Source organism: Clostridium novyi NT, assembly GCF_000014125.1.
Classification (GTDB): Bacteria; Bacillota; Clostridia; order Clostridiales; family Clostridiaceae; genus Clostridium_H; species Clostridium_H novyi.
This window is the reverse complement of the sequence record NC_008593.1, coordinates 65,349-85,837: the sequence shown is the minus strand read 5'-3', so window position 1 is coordinate 85,837 and position 20,489 is coordinate 65,349. Positions and strand designations below refer to the sequence as shown.

The following is a 20,489-nucleotide window of genomic DNA, read 5'->3' as shown; positions in this document are numbered from 1 at the left end:
ATTAAATTTTATAAAGTTATATTTTTTTCAGTATCAATATCAAATATATGACAATTGTCCATATTAAACATAAGCTTTATCTTATCATTTGTTTTTATGTTACTAATGTCTGATAATTGTATATTTGAAATAAATTGTTTAGCGCCTAATTTAAAATAAACAAATGCTTCACTTCCCATATTTTCAACAAAGTCCACAATTCCTTCAATACCAATGCTGTTAACGTTTTCTTGAAGGTTAATGTCTGAAGGTCTAATTCCAAACCAAACCTTTTTATCAATATATCCTTGTACCTTATCTGCCTTATCTTTAGGAAGCCTTAATTTAATATCACCTACTTTTATTAAAACTAGGTCATCTTCTTTTATAAGTTCTCCTTCTATTACATTCATTGTAGGCGAACCAATAAATTCAGCTACAAATTTATTAACAGGATATCTATATAAATTTAAAGGTGTATCAACCTGCATTATTCGTCCAAAATTCATAACACAAATTCTGTCACCCATAGTCATAGCTTCTACTTGATCATGTGTTACATATATCATTGTTGTTTTTAATTCTTTATGAAGCTTAGATAGTTGAACTCTCATGTGCACTCTTAATTTTGCATCTAAATTAGACAAAGGTTCATCAAATAAGAATACTTTAGGATCTCTTACTATGGCTCTTCCAACTGCTACCCTCTGTCTTTGCCCTCCTGACAATTCCTTAGGTTTTCTCTTTAAAAGTTCCTCTAAATCTAAATTTTTAGCAGTTTCTCTTACCTTTTTATCTATGATATCTTTTGGAACTTTCCTTACCTTTAAAGAAAATGCCATATTATCATAAACAGTCATATGTGGATATAATGCATAATTTTGAAAAACCATAGCAATTTCACGATTTTTAGGTGGAACATCATTTACAACCTTATCTCCAATAGAAATAGTTCCTGATGTTATCTCCTCAAGGCCGGCTATCATTCTCAAAGTTGTTGACTTTGCACATCCTGATGGTCCTACAAAAACCATAAATTCACCATCATTTATTTCTAAATTAATTCCATGAACAGCTTTGAATCCATTTGGATAAATCTTTTCAACGTCTTTTAAAATTACCTTAGCCATACTTTACCCCCCTATATATTTTTGCAAGATTCTCTCTTCACTAGTTTAGTTTTGAGAACTAAGTGCTGATGTTTTTTGCTTCCATTTATTAAATCCAGTAAAATTTCTATGCTTTTTTCAGCCATAATTTCTACTGGTTGTTCAACTGTAGTTATTGATGGATGAAAAAATCTTGAATAATCAATTCCATCAAATCCAATTATAGATATATCCTCAGGTATTTTAAGCCCTCTATCTAAAATAGCCTTTGCAGCACCAATTGCCATAATATCAGTAGTTGCAAATATTGCTGTTATTTTTAAATTCTTATCTAAAAACTTATTCATTGCCTTATAACCTGATTCAAAGGTGTATTCTCCTATTTCAACAAACTCTTTATTAAACTCTATATTGTTTTTAGAAATGGCTTTTTTATACCCAGAAAATCTAAGCCTTCCGACACTTCTATCATCTTCCCCAGAAGTTATAATTCCTATGTTTTTATGCCCTAGTTTGCATAAATAATCAACTGCATCAAAAGCAGCTTTTTCATTCTCTATAACTACACTTGAAAAAAGGGTATTGTTTATATTCTTTGTTACATTACTAGATGTAACAACTATGGGTACGCTTATATTTTCTAATTGTTTTCTATCTAAATTATTAAAATCACCACCAAGACATATAAGTCCCTTTAACTTTTTCTCCTTTATAAGTTCTATTGCAGAATCACAATCATCCTTCTGACTTTCATTGTAATGAAGTATCATAGAATATCTTTTACTATCAATCTTTCTTTCTATTGATTTTATCATCTTTGAAAAAAAGGGATTATCTATACCTTTAATTAAAATCCCTATACTTTTTGATGTATTTCTCTTTAGGTTTCTTGCACTATTATTAGGTATGTAATTAACCATTTCTATTACATCCAATACCTTTTTTCTTGTTTCCGCCTTAACATCTGGATGATTATTTAAAACTCTTGAAATAGTACTAACACCAACTCCAGCCATCCTAGATATATCTTTTATAGTTATATTAGCCATTAGATACCCTCTTTTCTTAAAATATATCTATATATAAATTATTTTTAAAACTTCTTTTTGGAAACGTTACTGGTAACGTTTCCAATATCTATATACTATTATAACACATTTTAAGAATCTTTAAATAACTTTTGTAAAATTTGGTATACTATAATGAATTTTTATAATATCTATCATATTTTACACCATTAATTTATATAACCTCTCCTTATTAAATAAAAAATCCTACAGAAAGATTTTAACAAATCTATTCCGTAGGATAATTTTCTAAGTATATTAAAGCTTTTTAACGAACTCTGATTTTAAAAGCATTGCTCCAAAACCATCTATTTTACAGTCAATGTTATGATCTCCATCAACTAAACGTATATTCTTTACCTTTGTACCCTTCTTTAAAGCATTTGAATATCCTTTTATTTTAAGATCCTTTATTATTGTTACAGAATCTCCATCACTTAATATATTTCCATTTGAATCTTTAACAACATTTTCATCCTCAGCAGGCTCATTTTGTGCCTCTAATGTAAACTCATGAGCACATTCTGGACAAATTATAAGATTTCCATCTTCATAAGTATATTCCGAATTACATTTTGGACAGTTTGGTAAACTATTCATAAATTCATTCCTTTCAATTTTTCATTAATTGTGTTCTATTTTATGAAATGCCTTTATAATATATCACAGTACGCTAATATTATCAAATACATTAATTTATATTGTATATAATCATGTTTTCTATTTTATTCTTTGTAATTTGACTTATTTCTAATTTTATCGAGCATATCTAATACTATTTTAATTGCTATAATATCATCTAAAAAGCCTATTGGAAATATAAAGTCAGGAATAATATCTATAGGAGTTACAAAATATAGAAGTCCACTTCCTATTAAAAGTAGTTCTTTTATTGGTATATCCTTAGAACAAAATTGTTTATACATATCTTTTAACTTCTCTACAAATACTCCGCCCTTATCTATTTTCTCTATCTTATTATTGAAATTTTTATAAAGTACATCCTTTCCCTCATCTGTCTTTAAATATAATTGATATTTATTTAATTGAGATTCTATCAACCCTTTAAGCTCTGTATTTTCAACCATTGATGATAGTTTAAAAATATCATCAATGCTCTCATAGTTGTTGTTTATATCAAATTCTCCCTTATGTTGAATATTTTCATTGTTTATGTTATATCCATCTTCCACTAATAATTCTTCTAATGGTATATCTAGTGCCTTTGATATTTTTTCTAAATGATTTATATTTGCTCTTTGTTTATGATTTATAATTCTTGATATTGTTGATTTATCAATTCCTGTTAAACTACTAAGTTTACTTAAAGATAAGGATTTTTCCTTTAGTTTATCCTTTAGATATAATCCAAAATCACGACTTTCCTCCGAATTACTCAACCCTATTCACCTCTAAAGTACTTTTATATATTAATATGATATGAACTTAACATTATTATAGTGTTGTTTTATTGTTGATTTTTCATCAACATCTTTTGATATTTTAGGAACAATTTTTGATACTTTAAATAATATGGTATTATAAATAACTTAAATTATTAAAGAGGTGCATAAAATGCTTCAGTCAATACTATTAGTTACATCTTTATGTATAGATGCTTTTGTTGCGAGTTTTGGTTACGGAACCAATAAAATAAAAATTCCTTTTTCATCAACTACAGTAATTAATGTTGTTTGCTCAACAGTTCTTGCAATTTCATTATTTGCTGGTTCAATAGTAAGAAAGTTTCTTCCTGAGAGTTTAACTATAGCTATATGTTTTGGTATATTATTTATTTTAGGTTCACTTAGGCTGTTTGAAAGTTTATTTAAATCTCATCTAAGAAAAAATGAACTGACAAATAAATCATTTAACTTTAAGATTTTTGATATTAACTTTGATTTAAACTTGAGTGCTGATGAAGATGTTTTAGATACTAGCAATCATAGAATACTTAAACCTGGTGAAGCTTTCACCCTTGCCCTTGCTTGTAGCCTAGATGGCATGGCAATTGGTTTTGGAAGTGGACTTGCTGGTGTTAATTATTTTCAAGTTGTAGGATTCTCCTTGATTTCAGATATGGTTGCAGTAATGCTCGGCTCTTTCCTCGGAAGAAAAATAGCTGAAAAAGTGGATTTAAATCTATCATGGCTTAGTGGTACATTACTACTTGTCCTTGCCTTTATGAAATTATAACAAAAGCCCCTTTCTTATGTAAGTAAGGGGCTTTTAAATACTGATTTTTATTTAAACTTATATATTTTATACACTAGTACTTTCTATATTATTTTTCTTTGGAAATTTGATTTGTGATGCAAGTATACCTACTAATATGAATGCACATCCTAGAAATCCTCTTGTTGTCATTTCTTCTCCAAGTAAAAGAACGCCACCAATTGCACCAAATACAGCTTCCATGCTAAGTATTATAACTGCATGAGATGGTTTTGCACTTTTTTGTGCTACAACTTGAAGAGTATAGGCAACCCCTACTGATAAAAAACCACCATAAAGTAAAGGTATCATAGCATTATATATGGATTGTAATGTAATAACTTCGACACATAGAGCAGTTAAAAAACTTAAAATACCACAAGTTATAAATTGAATACATGATAACTTCAACGAATCAACTTTTTTTGAAAAATAGTCTATCAAAAGAATATGAGTTGCCCAAAATACAGCACCTATAACTTCAAGTAAATCTCCATTGCTTATAGCGAAGTTTTCATTTATGCTCAATAAATACAAACCAGCAACTGAAAATAACATTCCAATCCATGCACCCTTATCTATTTTATGTCCTATAAATATACCCATAATTGGTACAAGCACTATGTAAAGTCCTGTTATAAATCCAGCCTTTGCAGCGGTTGTATAAGCAAGTCCTATTTGTTGTAATGTAGCCGCTATATAAAGCGCTCCACCAAGCATGATCCCAGGCAATACTTCTTTTTTAAAGCCATCTGTAACTGCAACTTCATCCTTTTTACTTTTCTTCTTTTCTTTATTAAAATAAAGAATCAAAGGTATAAGTGAAATTCCTCCAAGACCAAATCTTATAGCGTTAAAAGTAAATGCTCCTAAATTTTCCGCTCCTACCCTTTGTGCTACGAAGCCAAGTCCCCATATAGCAGCTGTAATTAATAACAGTGCATTTGCTCCTAATCTTTTGTTCTTCATTGTTTTGCCCCCTTTTAAGATTGATTATTATTTTAATTTTATAAAATACTATATTTACAAATCTTACTCAATAAAAAATATATAACAATCATAAACCCACATAATATTATATAATATATTTTACAAATATGAATTATTTTAGTTTATTATTCTATTTTATTTCCTCATTTTGAAAATACCCATCTATTAACCATAAATGATTTAATTCTTCTTCTTTTCTTCCATTGTTTTTTCTATCCCTTACCTTTTTTATAGGAGCACCAATAACTAAAGAATTTTCTTCTACATCTTTATTTACTATAGATCCAGCTGCAACTATAGCTTGGTTTCCTATTGTAATCCCTGGTAAGATAGTACATCTTGAATATATCTTTACATAATCCTTTAAAACTACAGGCTTGTATTCTCTTACAGTATGATCCTCTTCAGAATGAGAATGTGTAAATACATATGTACCTTCAGCAATTCCTGATGAATTTCCTATTTTAAATCCACCCTTTGAATCTATGAAAATATCATTGCTAAAAATAACGTTATCTCCAATTTCTATTTTATCTGGCACATTAAATCTAACATTGTTTTGAGCTATAAAATTTTTACCACAAGATTTAAATAATTTCTTTGCAAGTATTCTTCTAAATGGAATAGCAAAATTAGTTACAATACTCATGGGCGATTTATCTAGCATATCCCATAAGAAATGCAAATATCTTTTTTCTTTTGAATAGTTTATATTCTTAGGTAAGTAATCTACATATAATTCAATCTCATCTAAGTCACTAATAGGAAGGGAACACTTTAGCATGTCTAATATTCTTTTAACTCCTTCATCAGTTATTCCATTGTTAACTATTTCTTCTACTTCATTTAATAACATATTTATTTGGCTCATAATATACTCCTTTTTCTTTTTATAAATAGTTTGCTTTATATATTATATTAAAACATAACATGATTTCTCAAAATATATTATTACACTATTTTGAAATTTTTTAAACATTTTGGTTATATTTAATAAGAATATAGAGTTTTTTATTTTACAAAAAAAATAGTAACTAATTTTTTATTAGCTACTATTTTAAACACTAATTTATTCAAGGAAGATATTGTTGTTCATATTTAACTATAATCCCATTTTTCAAAAATATATAAGATAGTATTTGATTATATTGACCATTATTTAATTTACTAAACCTCTCATAATTAATCTTATTTTGACCTGCTGAACCACTTGAATTAACCATATACTCACATACACTTATACTAGCATTTGGAGCCATTTCATATACCTTCATAGGTTTGTTTAAATCTCTAATATAATAATCATCATCTACTCTACCATCTATTAAGTAATCGGCATGACCATCTTGAATTGCCATTCTTTCAGCTATATCCATATCTTCATCTGTATCTCTAAAAAACTCTACCTCTCTTGTTTTTAAATATCTCCTGTTATTTTTAATATAAGTTCCCATTGCATATACTGTCTTTTTAACGGTTTTTACAGGTAATATACTTAAATTTAATTGAACCTCTCTATCATACCCCTGTGCTTTACCTGTATATTTTTTCACTTTAACTTTGGTTGTATCCACCTTAGGATTATTCCAAACAACATTCACTTGTTTTTCCTCATTATTTATTTTTATTTTTACACTACTTGGCAATGAGTATTTACCATATTCATAAGCCTTTTGTTCTATGATAGGTACTTCAAACTTAGATTTTATATCACTTGAAAGTTTCTTCATATTTTCAGTATCAACATTATTTTTAACAGCTAAATTTATAATTTGATATGCATCATCCATTCTTTGATTTTCCATATACTTATCTTTTATTTTAATATAAGTGTCTTTATTTGACTTATCCTCTGAAATAGCTTTTTGAAATGCACTTTTGGCTTCATCAAATTTCTTCTCACCTAAAAGCTTACTTCCTTCTTCAATATAACTCTTAATTTTATCATCTTTTAGTTTTGCTTCTTTCTTAACATCACTAGTAACTACGTTACCTTTTGATTCATTTGCACACCCTGAAAAACTTAATATAATCATGAATATTACTATTAACGAGATTATATTTTTTCTTTTCAAATATTTTCACTCCTTATATAATATATAAACATCTATTATAATATATATTTTAATAATAGAAATAAATGAATACTAACGGTTACTCTTTAAGTCTTTCAGCGTAAATTTTAAAAGCTTCTCCCATAAATTTCGATGCACCATAACCATATTTCTTATCAATTATTTTTATAAAATTAGAATCTGATAAATAAAGTTCTGACATATACCCCCAATGATTTTCTCCTGAATCTATTTTGTAAAATTCATTGTTTTCTTTAGTTGCATCTGATATTTCTTCAACAATTTGTTGAATTTCCCTAGAAGAAGGATCTTTACATAAATCAAATACAAGCTTTTCATATAATATTTCTAATTTAGGACGTTTATCTCCTAAATAATTTTTTAAGGCTTTTCCAATAAATTTGGATGAACCACTACCATACTTCTTATCAACTTCTTTTATCCAATCTGGATATACTAAAAATATTTGAACCATATAAAACCAGTGATCGTCTCCATTTTTCATATTAAAAATTTCATAATCCTCTTTAGCTGTATTTGTTATCTCTCCAGCAATTTGTTGAATTTCGGCTGAAGAAGGTTCCTTCTTTAAATCACATACTAACTTTTTATATAGTTCTTTTAATTTTGGATTATTATCTTCTAATAAATCTTTTTTAAATTCGTCATATCGCTCTGCTAGATTTAATATACCACTATTAAAATTTTTCTTAATTGCCTTAGCATATTTCTCAATACTTCCATATTTCTTTATGGCCATTTTAGCAATTTTGCCCTCTTTAGATTTCATTTGTTCAATATATTCGTTATACTTGTCTACACTTCCATAAAGCTTGATTATCTTGTCCTCATGCTCTGTTTTAAATTCCTCTAATACATTAAAATACTCACTCATATCAAATTCTTTAAAGCTCATGGTACTCTCCCCATTTAATGTTTTATTTATAAGTTCAATTAAAGCATTTAATCTCTTTCTTTTTAAAATAAGTAGCTTTCTCTGATTTTTAAGTGCCTCTACTTTATCAAAATACGGACTAGACATTATCTTTTTAACTTCTTTTAAAGGTATATCAAGCTCCTTGAAAAACAAAATCTGTTGCAAAGCTTTAATATCCTCATGATCATAAAGTCTATATCCTGCATCTGTAACTCTACTTGGTTTTAATAATCCTATTTCATCATAGTAATGTAATAAACGTACACTTATTCCCGTTAAATCCGAAACTTGTTTCACTGTTCTCATTTTTACACCTCAAAGTTTAATTTACTAGCCTAATACCTTCAAGCTATATTTTTATATTACACTATGACGTAATGTTAGGGTCAACACTAATAAATGACAAACAAAAAGCCTTAACCAATTAGTTTCAATGGTTAGGCTTTTATTTATTTTACAAGTAATTGTTCTTTTGCATGAACAAGCATAGTAAGAAGATCATTATATTTTGTATCTATATTAAATTCTTTTCCTTTTCTTGATACATATCCATTTATATAATCAATTTCTGTTAAACGATGTTTTTGAATTAAGTCTTGATGCATTGATGGATAATGTTCTCCAGCTTGACTTGGATCATATATTTTCTCTATTCCTTTTGCAACTTGTTCAACATTTAAATTTACACCGTATTTAGTAGCGACATCTGCAAACTCTTTTATGATGTTACGAATAAGTTCTGGTGCTTCTTTTAATTCGCCAAATTGCTTTATATTACAATCTAAAATTGTACAACAACTATTTAAAGTTCCATTTACACAAGCTTTTCTCCAAATTGAGAATATAACATCCTCACTATAGTAAGCCTTGAGCCCTGCCTCATTTAATACATCGCAAACTTTTTTTACCTCACTATCCATACTTTGATCAATATTTTGTACCTCTAAATTTCCATCTCCACTTAATAAAACATGACCTGGGCCTTTTAAGTTGGCAGTCCATAAAGTTACTCCCATAAATATATTTTTTGTATCTATATACTTTTCTAAAGTTTCATTATGTCCTAATCCATTTAACAAACATAATACCTTTGTATCTTTTCCTAAAATGCCTTTTACAGCTTTCAGCATAGGTTCTAGTCCCATTGATTTTGTAAATAAAATCACTAGATCAGGAACTTCATGAGCATCTTCAGGTAGCATAGCTGGAATTTTTACCTTTTTGAACTGTCCATTTTCTTCAATTGTTAATCCCTCTTTATTTATAATATCTACATGTTCCTTCCAAGCATCTATTAAGAAAACTTCATTGCCACCTTCATGTAACATATATCCATAACGAGAACCCATAGCTCCTGCTCCAACAATTGAAATTTTCATTTTTACATCTCCTCTTTAGTATATATTACTCACTAAATATATTTGTAGATACTCACATCATATAAATGTAATACTTTTCTGCACAATATATCAATTAAAAACGCACCTACAAATGGTACAACAATAAACGCCATTGCAGCTCTAAAAACTGATCCTGTAGGACTATTTATTGAAGCTAATGGTCCAACTAATCCAACTAGTCCAAATCCAGCACTACTAGGTGTCCCTACAATATGAAATATATAAGCACCAATTCCACTTATAATTCCATTTAAAATAATAGGAACTGCTATAATCGGATATGCTACTAAATTTGGCATCATCATCTTCATAGCTCCTAGGAGAACTGATAATGTAACTCCACTTTCATTGACTAATCTTGAACCAATTACAAGAACTGCTGTACATGCCGCAACTCCAATTGCAGCAGCACCTGCTCCTAATCCTGTTATGCCTATTGCAATACCAATTGCCACAGTTGATATTGGAGAAATAATCAAAATTGAAAATGAAACACTAATCAAAATACACATTAATAATGGTTGTAAAACTGCAAAATTATTAATTACATTTCCTATTGCAACAGTAATTTGTCTTACATATGGAAGTGTAATAATTCCAATAACACCTACCGCTGCACCTACAATAGGTAGTAGTAATATTGTTAATGATTTTAATTTATTCCCTATTAATCTAACAAAATAAACTGCTATACATGCTACTAACATTGTATTTATCAAATCACCTATACCAATCATTTGTACCCCATTACTAGTAACTTTATATGCACCTGAACCTAAGAACACCGCTGCACCTACCACAACTGTTTGCATGGGTCCAAGCTGAAATTGTAATGCTACTAAGACACCCACAAGAACTGGCACAATAAATTGCATAATATTAACAGCATTATAAAGTACAGAAAATATAGGCGAAGTATTTATTAGTCCTTTAAATATGGCTCCCAAAATTGCATTTGGAATTAATCCAACAACTATTCCTGTTGCAGTTCCAGCTAAAACCTTATTTAAATAATCCTTAGGTGTTAACTTTTCTTTTTCATTTACGTCCTTTGCCATAATATTTTTCTCCTTTCTACCGTTAACTTTATCTTTAGCAATTCTTTATTTTTTATCATATAGTTTTTTGATTTCAAGAAATTTTTTACTATAAAATTAATAGAAACTTATATTAATTTTGGTGGCTTATAGTTTGTTTTCTTTAGTAAATTGTAATCAAAAAATAGCTAAAGCCTTAATAGACTAGCTACTTTTTTTCACTAAAATTCTAGATATAATTTTACGTTAAATTTAAATCATTATATTATAAAAATAAAAAACCGTATCTATTTATGATACGGTTCACCTGCATTAATTTTATACGCTCTATAAATTTGTTCTAACAAAATAACTCTCATAAGTTGATGTGGAAATGTCATCTTTGAAAAAGATAACTTGTAGTTTGCTCTATTTAAAACTTCCTTAGATAATCCTAAAGAACCTCCTATAACTAGAGCAATATTACTTTTACCTTTAAGTCCTAAATCACCTATTAATTCTGCAAGTTCTTCTGATGATGCCATTTTTCCATTTAGATCTAATGCGATTACATACATATTTTCTTTTACATGAGCTAATATTTTGCTTCCTTCTTTTTGTTTTATTATAAGCTCATCTTTTTCTGAGGCATTATCTGGTGTTTTCTCATCATTTAACTCAACTATGTTTAGCTTACAATACCTTGAAAGTCTTTTACTATACTCATCAATAGCTAACTTTAAATACTTTTCCTTCAGTTTACCAACACAAATTATTGTTATGTTCATTATTTCTCCATTCTTTTAATAACGTTTATTTTACCTACAATCTTATCTTGTACTTTTTCTAAAAGTTCATTCTTATTTTGACCTTCTTGTGGATACTTTGCAAAGGCACATTCTAAGAAATACTTATCGTGTGTTTTACTAAGCTTCTTTTCATCATTAAATATTTTCTTTATTTTATTTGTTAAGTCTTGTTCTTTTATAGGTTTTAATTCTTTAAATACACCTACAAAACTTTGTTCTCCATACTTTGTAAATATTTCGGCATCTGAAAATAGTTCTTTCAATTTAGGATATATCTTTTTAGTTAAGTCATTGTATTCTCTTTGCACTTCTTGTGTAAATTCATCTACAGCTTTAAATATAGTTAGCATAACCAATGAAAATTCATTAAAATTTTTCTTAGATTTATAAACTTTTTCAGATAGATACTTATTGAAATCCACACTTTCTTCCTTTTTACTATTATCAACTATAGATTTTGATGATTTCTTTACTATTTTACTATCTTTATTATTTTTTTCAATATCTTTTACTATTCTCTTCAATAAAAATTTACCTTCAAATGGTCTTAAAATATAATCTGTTGCTCCCGCTTTAATTCCTTCTATAAAAGTTTTTTTCTTATTTTCAGATGTTAGTATTAATATAGGGCATTTAATTCCCTTTTCCTTTATCCTTTTTATTATATCTATTCCACTTTCTTTTCCTAAATTTACGTCTGTAATAATTAATTCAGCATTATTATTCAACTTTTGTAATGTACTAAATACTTCAAAAGAATTTTTAGCCTCATATACTGTTATATTATAATCTCCAACCAATTCTTTAATTGTATTTATACTATATGGTTTGTTATCTATCATTATTATGTTTTTCAAAAAACCAGCTCCTTAAACCTCGCTAAACTCATGTATTCCCTTATATTACTATTCGTCTAAAATTTGGTTTTCTGAATTAATTTTAAAATAAAAAAATGACTACATACAAAGTGTAATCATTTTTGTGTAAATATTATGCATTTTTTCCACAACATTTTTTATATTTCTTACCGCTTCCACATGGACATGGATCGTTTCTTCCAACTTTGTCTTCTCTAATAACTGTTTTAGAAGCTCTCCATTCATTTCTTATTTCTTTTCTCTTTTCTTCTGAGAATATTCCTTCCCATTGTGGAAGATTGTATAAATAGTCTGCTTTAGCATCTATCATGTTAAAATATAATTTTTCTAAGTTAACATTTAATTTAATTTGAGTGTCTTTTTCTATGTTTTCTATATCCATTTCTTCTTCAAGACTTTCATTTATTCCATCTAAAAATCCAACGAAGAAATATAATGGAGTTTCAAATTTTTCTGCTAATTCTTCTGTTGTTCCAGCAAATACTTCTTCATGATCTGCTAATAATTTAGAGTATATATTCTTTTCCATTTGGCCGTATTCTTTCCAAAATGCAGCTTCTCCCTTATGTTTTACATAATCTATAACCATGTCTGTCCATTCTTTATATAAACTCATTTTCTATTCTCCTTCTGTAAACTATACTTTATTTTATTTTCGTATTTTATTTATATCTTCTTTACCAAAAGGTTTTGATATATCGTAGTTTCCACCTAAAGTATCTACATTTTTGTTGTTAATTAATATCTTAACCTTATTAATAGATTTTATCTGATTTAAGGATAAAACGATCCCCTTTAAAAAAGCTTCTTCTGTTGATTTGTTCATTTTATATTGAGCCTCTTGACTTAAGTTAATATACGCTATGTTATCCTTTATAGCAAAACTTAATAATTTTGTGTCCTTTGGAAATATAGGTTTTAACTTATTCTCAATAGAAGGCCCTTTTATAAGCTCTCTAAGTATAACTTCTCCTAAAAGCTCATCCTTATTTATTATTCTTTCTTCTTTTAGCATATCAACATTTTTGTGGTTTTTTGAAGCATCAAAATATATATTGAACTTAACAAGTGAATCATCATTTTCTGATAGCTCCAAAATCTTTAGCTTTTTATTATTATTCGCTGATACTTTATCTTTGTCATCACATCCAACAAAAATCATGTTTAAAGAAGCTAATATACATATGAGTAAAAATATTTTGTATATTTTTTTCATTATTGTATCCTCCTTTAAAACTCCATATAATTACTTGGCATATCTCTTTTTGCCATGCTAATGTTAATATCCTTATTCAATTGTATTTTGTTTTCACGAAGAACTTCTACAACAGTTTCATATGCAAGATCTGGATAATTGTTTGTTTTACTTAAATGTCCTAAAATAATATTTTTGCAATTATTTTCAGTCATAGTAACTATCGCTTTTCCACAATCATCATTAGATAAGTGTCCTACATTACTTAAAATTCTTCTTTTTAAGTTATATGGATATGGTCCAAATTTAAGCATTTCAACATCATGATTGCTTTCTAATAATACTACATCAGCATCTTTTGTATTTTCTCTCACTTCATCAGAGAAATACCCAAGATCTGTGGCTACACAAGCTTTACTCTTTCCAGAGTAAATTGCATACCCAACTGGATCTACGGCATCATGAGATATACTATAGTTGAATATATCCATATCTTTTATAGTAATATTTTTATGTTTTGAAATTATGTTTATGTTTTCTTCTTTTATTTTTCCTATATTCTTTTTCATTCCTTGCCATGTAAGTTCATTGGCGTAAATAGGTATATTATACCTTCTGGATAACACCCCAACCCCTTTAACATGGTCTATATGTTCATGGGTTACAAATATTCCATCTATGTCGTTAGGATTTTTATTTATTGCTTCAAGTGCTTTTTCTATATGTTTTCCAGGAAGTCCAGCATCAATTAATATACTACTTTTTCCTGATGATATATAAACACTATTACCACTACTTCCACTATATAAAGGACAAAATATCATTATACTATATTCTCCTACCTTAGTATTCAACCCTTTTAATTTTAGCACCTAACTTATTGAACTTTTCTTCTATATAAGGGTATCCTCTATCTATATGTTCTATATTAGTAACTTCAGTGATTCCATTAGCGATAAGTCCAGCTATTACCATAGCAGCACCTGCTCTTAAATCTGTAGCTTTTACTTTAGCTCCACTTAAAGATTTTACACCTTCAATCATAGCTATATTATTTTCTACGCTTATTTTAGCACCCATTTTCTTTAATTCATCTACGTGCTTAAATCTGCTTTCCCATATGCTTTCATTAACTATGCTACTACCTTTTGCTATACTTAATATAGTAGTCATAGGTTGTTGTAAGTCAGTTGGGAAACCTGGATATGGAAGTGTTTTAATGTTTACTCCATTTAGATTTCTTGTACTGTTAATAGTTATACTATCACCATTTTCAATTACATTTACACCCATTTCTATAAGTTTAGCACTAATAGATTCTAAGTGCTTAGGTATAACATTGTTTATAGTTACGTTTCCACCACAAGCTGCTGTAGCGATCATATATGTACCAGCTTCTATTTGGTCTGGTATAACACTGTAGTTACATCCTGTTAGTTCTTTTACTCCATTTATCTTTATCACATCAGTTCCTGCACCCTTAATGTCAGCTCCCATAGAATTTAAGAAGTTTGCAACATCAACAATATGAGGTTCTTTTGCTGCATTTTCAAGAACAGTTTTTCCTTCTGCAAGTGTAGCTGCAAGCATTACGTTTATTGTAGCTCCAACACTTACAACATCAAAGTATATGTTAGTTCCAACTAATTTTTCAGCTTCAACAACTACTGCTCCATGTTCTATAGTAACATTGGCTCCTAAAGCTTCAAAACCTTTTATGTGCTGATCAATAGGTCTAACCCCTATAGCACAACCTCCTGGCATTTCTACTCTTGCCTTTTTAAATCTTCCAAGAAGGGCTCCGATTAAATAATAAGAAGCTCTCATCTTTCTAACATCTTCTGTGTTTGCATCACTACTATTTATAGATGTGCTATCTATTATTACAGTATTATTTTTTCTTGTTACTGTAGCTCCTAAGCTTTCTATTATTCTTTCAATACATTCAGTATCACTAATCATAGGTATATTATCAATAACACAAATTCCCTTGCTCGCCATTATAGCCGATGGTAAGATAGCTACAGCTGCATTTTTTGCTCCACTAATCTCTATATCTCCATTAAGAGGTCTACCTCCATCAATAACCAATTTCTCCATATGATTATCCATCCTTATTACTTATTTTTATTTTAACTTTAATGTTATTCTTTTCTGTTTGTTTTATATATACGATAAACCATTTACAAATTTTACATTTGTAAATTTCCACAACTTTTATTATATCATTAATATTAAGTTTTTTTAATACAAAATTTTAATTATATTTAGATAGTTTGTATTGATATATAATAAATTTAATTCAATCTCTTAATTACATTTATATTTAATTATATTTTTCACTTCTTTTTATAACAAGTGGTATTTTATTGAAGTTTGTGTATTTTCCTTCTTTTAACTGGATTAGATTTATAAAAATTACATATTTAATGTACAAATTACTTAAATATGATATAATATCAATTAATAATCAATAAATTCATTGCCACTGGGGGATTAAAATGAAATATCATTTAGTTGCATTGTTTGATGATGAATCTAATAGATTTATAGAATCAACACAAAAAAAACTATGCAAAAAATATAGACTATACAAGACAAATAATCATCAATTCTGTATACACGTACAAACAATAACAAATCCTGACATGGATAAATTAAACAAGATTATTAATGACACATTAGCACCTTATAAAAATTTTAAAGTGCAAATAGATCCTAGTTTTCATTTAGATAAATCCTTAAAAACTGTAAATTTAAAGATTGCAAAGAGAGGATATATAACAAGAATTATAAGAAATATTTCTGATACGCTACATTTAAGCGGATTTAATATACAAAACAATCTTAAGCGTGAACTTTTAATTTCTCTTGCAAATTCAAATTACTCTATGAGAAAATCTGCAAATGGAGAAACTCCAACAGTGCTTGCTTACAGAAACTCAGATATGAGTTATAACTACATAAAAATAAACCGTTTTGAGCTTTGGAAACCAATTAATAATAAAAAAGACATATTAATGGTTGACTACCCACTTAAAATGTTTTAATAAATACCAAACCGAAATCAAGGTCATTTTTCCTTGATTTCGGTTTATTTTTTTATAAAACTTCATGTAAACGTTTATGCATTCTTCCAATATCTCATAAAATACTATAGAATAGATTAAGGGAAAACTAAAGAAAGGCGGAATTTCAAATGAATCTGGATAAGTTATTTAAATTACAGAATACTCTTGACGAAAGAATTATTAAAGAACATAATCTGCATGGTCAATCTCTTTGCTCGAAAAAAATCCTTGCTCTTCAAGTTGAAGTAAGTGAACTTGCTAACGAAACTCGTTGTTTTAAATTTTGGAGTACTAAAGAACCTTCTCCTAGAGAAGTAATTTTAGAAGAATATGTAGACTGTCTTCATTTTATATTAAGTTTAGGGCTTGAATGGAATTATTGTGACATAAAATTAAACTGTAAAAATTATAATAGCGAATTGACAGAAAAGTTTAACAATATTTACATAGACATAAACGACTTCATTGTTTGCCCATCAAAGGATAATTATAAAACTCTTTTTGAGGACTTTTTCTGTCTAGGACATGATTTAGAATTCACTTATGAGGAAATTGAAAAAGCGTATTTAGATAAAAATGCTACAAATCATGAAAGACAAGATAATGGATATTAGCTTCTTATTTTAGCATTTATTTTCCTTTCAAATTTTATATATTATGTTCTATTTAGGGCATACTATGGTTGGAAGGTGATATTGTGCTTGGATTTATTTATTCAGTAGTAGCTGGTATTTTCATGAGTATTCAAGGTGTATTCAATACACGTCTTGGTGAAAAAATAGGACTTTGGGAGACTAATACTTTAGTTCAAGGTATCGGATTTATAATAACCTTAATAATTATGTTATTTGCAGGTGAAGGAAATATAAAAAATATTACAACTGCAAACAAGCTTTATTTACTTGGGGCACCGCTTGGTGTAGGTATTACATTTACAGTTATGCAAGGTATCGGAAAACTAGGTCCTGCCTACGCAACATCCGCAATTCTCATTGCACAATTGTTGTTTTCTGGCATAATAGAAGGGTTAGGATTATTTGGTTCTGAAAAAATTCATTTTGGTATTACTAAAATATTAGGTTTTATTATTTTAATCATTGGAATATTGGTTTTTAAGTGGAATAAATAAGGAGCTAGCTATGACTAACTCTTTATTTTTTTATATGTTAACACTTCATATGGAAAAATACTATATTATAATAGAGTATTTCTTTAGGAGGATATGTATGTTTTCCTTAAAAAATAAGGTAGATATAAACTTAAAAAATGCTATTAATAGTAAACTTTATAAAAACTATAGGGTTATTATTCATTGCAAAACTTTTGAAGACAAAATAGAAAAAAAACTCCAAAGATACAAATGTGAAATAATACGGTCCATTCCATCAATAGGATGTATATGCGCCTACGTTTCTCCTTCTGTTATTGAAAGGATAATAGAATATCCTCAAGTTGATTATATATTCTTTGATAGTTATGCTTTTTTGTGTGGCAATAATAGTATTCTTTCATCCAATGGTATTTTTTTCGATATAAATTCTAAGCTTTCAGGAAAAGATGTATGCGTAGGGATTATTGATAGTGGAACTTATCCTCATGCTGATTTAAAGAAACCTTTAGATAAAATAGCTAATTTTAAAGATTTACTTAATGACTTTAATTATCCATACGACGATAATGGCCATGGTACCTTTGTTAGCGGTCTTATTTGTTCTAATGGCTATAGTTCAGAAGGAGTTTACAAGGGTGTTGCTCCTAGAAGTAAAATATATATGGTAAAAGCATTTAATAGTGCTTCTCGTGGTTTTATATCTGATATTTTATTTGGAATAGATCTTTTAATAAATGAAAGTGAAGAATACGGAATCAAGGTAATATGTCTTCCATTTGAGATTGTAGAATATAATGAATTTGTTTTATCTCTTTTTTCGAGACTTTTTGATATTGCCGTAGAAAAGAATATAACTGTTGTGGTTCCTAGTGGTCACAATGGAAATGTAGATAATTCTCTAACAGGAATAGGTCTTCTTAAAAATTGCATAACAGTAGGTGGACTAGATACAACTAAGGGCAAACAGCCTTATACAATGTCCTCAGCTGGTAGCAATACAAAACTTGAAAAACCAGATCTTTGTGCTGCTTGCGTGGATATTTGTTCTCTAAACTGTGATGTTAATTATATTTCCGAAAGAAATGGACACAAGTTATATCCACGTCCACTTAAAGAACCATATACGTTTTTTACAGGTACTTCTTGTGCATGTGCTTATATATCTGGTATTTGTGCATTACTATATGAGAGTAATCCAAGTTTAACATACAAAGATGTGTCTTCTTTACTTAAAATGTCTTGTAACTTACTTGATATGCCAAAGCCTATTCAAGGATGTGGAATGGTGGATATTCATAAGTTATTTTCACCAAAATAAAAAAAGTGATTGCGCCCCATGCAATCACTTTTTTCTATTTGCAATATAATCAACTATAATTGCTATTGCTCCGTCTCCAATTACGTTAGTCGCAGTACCAAAACTATCTTGTGCTGAATGTAATGCTATCATAAGTCCTTGTTGGGCTGTACTAAACATTAACATATCTTGAAGAAGTCCAAGTGCTGCCATAACCCCTCCACCTGGTATTCCTGGCGCTGCCACCATAGTTACACCAAGCATTAGTATAAAAGATATCATAACTGTAAACGTAGGATTTTGACCATTTATAAGCATAACGCCCATAGACGCTAATACCAAGGTTATTGTATCTCCAGCTAAGTGAATTGTTGCACATAATGGCACAACAAAGTCAGTTATTTCTTCAGATACTCCATTTTTCTTTACACATTGTAAATTTACTGGAATAGCCGCTGCTGATGATTGTGTTCCAAGCGCTGTAAAATATGAAGGAATCATATTTTTTAGAGCTTTTATCGGATTTTTTCCACTTACAATCCATGATAATCCGTATTGAATTATTACATATACTACTTGTAATAATAACAATATTATATATACAGAAGAAAAAGTCTTTAATGTTTTAAATATTTCTCCTAAGATTGTTAATCTTACAAATATACCGGTTATGTATAATGGAACAAAAGGTATTACAACTTTCTTTACTACAAGAGATACTATATCCTGAAAGTCTCTCATTGTACCTAATAATGTTTTTCCCTTTATATAAGACATTCCTATTCCTAACATAAATGCAAGAACAAGCGCTGTCATAACTCCCATTAGAGGATCTATCTTTATAGTAAAGTATGGATCCAATTTAATTGATGACTTTTCAGCAATACTTGCTGCCTTTATAACCTTTGGTAGTATTGCATTTCCCACGAAATAAGCCATTATTCCTGAAACTACTGTTGATATATACGCTATTAATGTAGTTATAACTAATAATTTACCTGACTTATTTCCAAGATCAGCAATGCTCGGTGCAACAAAGCCAACTATTATACATGGAATTATAAATTTTAAAAAGTTAGAAAATATATCAGTGAAAGTTATAAATATTCTAGCTACTGAATACACTCCAGCACTTCTAGAAATATAACCTATTAGGATACCTAAGAGTATACCTAAAATTAACCTTGGTAAAAGGCCTATTTTTCTCATATAAAAAGCCCCCTCCTTCATCTTTTGTACTCGTTTTGAAAACATCTGTTTATTTATGAAACACAATAAATGTTATCATCTTTTAAAAAGCTTGTCAATATAAATATTTTTCTGTCTAAAATAACGAAAAAC

General features: G+C 28.5%; 22 protein-coding genes. 5 read left to right on the top strand and 17 right to left on the bottom strand.

The genetic code is table 11. From position 1 onward, the window contains the following. Window positions 1-8: 8 nt before the first annotated feature. From NT01CX_RS00495 to NT01CX_RS00480, 4 genes are all read right to left on the bottom strand, one after another. Complete coding sequence (locus NT01CX_RS00495; protein ID WP_011721082.1) at window positions 9-1,109, bottom strand: ABC transporter ATP-binding protein; 1,101 nt, start codon at window positions 1,107-1,109, stop codon at window positions 9-11. An 11-nt stretch (window positions 1,110-1,120) separates the two neighbouring features. After that, window positions 1,121-2,137: a LacI family DNA-binding transcriptional regulator gene (locus tag NT01CX_RS00490; protein WP_011721081.1), complete on the bottom strand. Its 1,017-nt coding sequence runs from the start codon at window positions 2,135-2,137 to the stop codon at window positions 1,121-1,123. A gap of 276 nt (window positions 2,138-2,413) precedes the next feature. After that, window positions 2,414-2,755: a zinc ribbon domain-containing protein YjdM gene (locus tag NT01CX_RS00485; RefSeq protein ID WP_011721080.1), complete on the bottom strand. Its 342-nt coding sequence runs from the start codon at window positions 2,753-2,755 to the stop codon at window positions 2,414-2,416. Window positions 2,756-2,880: 125 nt separating this feature from the next. Further along, complete coding sequence (locus tag NT01CX_RS00480; RefSeq protein WP_011721079.1) at window positions 2,881-3,555, bottom strand: DUF1232 domain-containing protein; 675 nt, start codon at window positions 3,553-3,555, stop codon at window positions 2,881-2,883. Window positions 3,556-3,730: 175 nt separating this feature from the next. Between NT01CX_RS00480 and NT01CX_RS00475 the strand changes: the two genes are divergently transcribed. Continuing rightward, window positions 3,731-4,351, top strand: coding sequence for a manganese efflux pump (locus tag NT01CX_RS00475; RefSeq protein WP_011721078.1), 621 nt, complete (start codon window positions 3,731-3,733; stop codon window positions 4,349-4,351). A gap of 66 nt (window positions 4,352-4,417) precedes the next feature. On the opposite strand, the gene NT01CX_RS00470 is transcribed toward NT01CX_RS00475, so the two are convergent. From NT01CX_RS00470 to NT01CX_RS00415, 12 genes are all read right to left on the bottom strand, one after another. Then, window positions 4,418-5,338, bottom strand: a complete 921-nt coding sequence (locus tag NT01CX_RS00470; RefSeq protein ID WP_011721077.1) for a DMT family transporter — start codon at window positions 5,336-5,338, stop codon at window positions 4,418-4,420. Between the two features lie 151 nt (window positions 5,339-5,489). After that, window positions 5,490-6,230 carry an acyltransferase gene (locus NT01CX_RS00465; protein WP_011721076.1) on the bottom strand — a complete coding sequence of 247 codons (741 nt, stop codon included), beginning with the start codon at window positions 6,228-6,230 and terminating at the stop codon, window positions 5,490-5,492. A 202-nt stretch (window positions 6,231-6,432) separates the two neighbouring features. Continuing rightward, complete coding sequence (locus tag NT01CX_RS00460) at window positions 6,433-7,434, bottom strand: tetratricopeptide repeat protein (protein WP_039243259.1); 1,002 nt, start codon at window positions 7,432-7,434, stop codon at window positions 6,433-6,435. Between the two features lie 79 nt (window positions 7,435-7,513). Continuing rightward, on the bottom strand, window positions 7,514-8,677 hold the full coding sequence (locus NT01CX_RS00455) for a MerR family transcriptional regulator (RefSeq protein ID WP_011721074.1): 1,164 nt from the start codon (window positions 8,675-8,677) through the stop codon (window positions 7,514-7,516). Window positions 8,678-8,820: 143 nt separating this feature from the next. Further along, entirely contained in the window at window positions 8,821-9,750 is a 930-nt protein-coding gene (locus NT01CX_RS00450; RefSeq protein WP_011721073.1) for a 2-dehydropantoate 2-reductase, read from the bottom strand. A gap of 32 nt (window positions 9,751-9,782) precedes the next feature. Next, a complete protein-coding gene (locus NT01CX_RS00445) occupies window positions 9,783-10,829 on the bottom strand; it encodes a PTS transporter subunit IIC (protein WP_011721072.1) in 1,047 nt (348 codons plus the stop codon). Between the two features lie 266 nt (window positions 10,830-11,095). Beyond that, on the bottom strand, window positions 11,096-11,575 hold the full coding sequence (rlmH, locus tag NT01CX_RS00440; protein ID WP_011721071.1) for a 23S rRNA (pseudouridine(1915)-N(3))-methyltransferase RlmH: 480 nt from the start codon (window positions 11,573-11,575) through the stop codon (window positions 11,096-11,098). Then, window positions 11,575-12,453, bottom strand: coding sequence for a response regulator (locus tag NT01CX_RS00435; protein ID WP_039223600.1), 879 nt, complete (start codon window positions 12,451-12,453; stop codon window positions 11,575-11,577). The genes rlmH and NT01CX_RS00435 overlap by 1 nt, the downstream gene beginning before the upstream one ends. Window positions 12,454-12,586: 133 nt before the next feature. Beyond that, entirely contained in the window at window positions 12,587-13,090 is a 504-nt protein-coding gene (locus tag NT01CX_RS00430; RefSeq protein ID WP_011721069.1) for an SEC-C metal-binding domain-containing protein, read from the bottom strand. Between the two features lie 33 nt (window positions 13,091-13,123). Then, window positions 13,124-13,690, bottom strand: coding sequence for a GerMN domain-containing protein (locus NT01CX_RS00425; RefSeq protein ID WP_011721068.1), 567 nt, complete (start codon window positions 13,688-13,690; stop codon window positions 13,124-13,126). Between the two features lie 14 nt (window positions 13,691-13,704). Beyond that, on the bottom strand, window positions 13,705-14,493 hold the full coding sequence (locus tag NT01CX_RS00420; RefSeq protein WP_011721067.1) for an MBL fold metallo-hydrolase: 789 nt from the start codon (window positions 14,491-14,493) through the stop codon (window positions 13,705-13,707). A gap of 19 nt (window positions 14,494-14,512) precedes the next feature. Next, window positions 14,513-15,769, bottom strand: a complete 1,257-nt coding sequence (locus NT01CX_RS00415) for a UDP-N-acetylglucosamine 1-carboxyvinyltransferase (protein ID WP_011721066.1) — start codon at window positions 15,767-15,769, stop codon at window positions 14,513-14,515. Window positions 15,770-16,170: 401 nt separating this feature from the next. Here NT01CX_RS00415 and NT01CX_RS00410 point away from each other — a divergent pair, with 401 nt between their 5' ends. The 4 genes from NT01CX_RS00410 to NT01CX_RS00395 all read left to right on the top strand — a co-directional run bounded on the left by NT01CX_RS00410 (window position 16,171) and on the right by NT01CX_RS00395 (window position 19,169). Next, window positions 16,171-16,719 (top strand): hypothetical protein, encoded by a 549-nt coding sequence (locus NT01CX_RS00410; protein ID WP_011721065.1) that lies wholly within the window; start codon window positions 16,171-16,173, stop codon window positions 16,717-16,719. A gap of 149 nt (window positions 16,720-16,868) precedes the next feature. Then, complete coding sequence (locus tag NT01CX_RS00405) at window positions 16,869-17,354, top strand: dUTP diphosphatase (protein WP_011721064.1); 486 nt, start codon at window positions 16,869-16,871, stop codon at window positions 17,352-17,354. Window positions 17,355-17,437: 83 nt separating this feature from the next. Beyond that, a complete protein-coding gene (locus tag NT01CX_RS00400; RefSeq protein ID WP_039223714.1) occupies window positions 17,438-17,869 on the top strand; it encodes a DMT family transporter in 432 nt (143 codons plus the stop codon). A 97-nt stretch (window positions 17,870-17,966) separates the two neighbouring features. Beyond that, complete coding sequence (locus tag NT01CX_RS00395; protein WP_011721062.1) at window positions 17,967-19,169, top strand: S8 family serine peptidase; 1,203 nt, start codon at window positions 17,967-17,969, stop codon at window positions 19,167-19,169. A gap of 24 nt (window positions 19,170-19,193) precedes the next feature. On the opposite strand, the gene NT01CX_RS00390 is transcribed toward NT01CX_RS00395, so the two are convergent. Further along, window positions 19,194-20,357 (bottom strand): dicarboxylate/amino acid:cation symporter, encoded by a 1,164-nt coding sequence (locus NT01CX_RS00390; protein ID WP_011721061.1) that lies wholly within the window; start codon window positions 20,355-20,357, stop codon window positions 19,194-19,196. Window positions 20,358-20,489 lie beyond the last annotated feature (132 nt).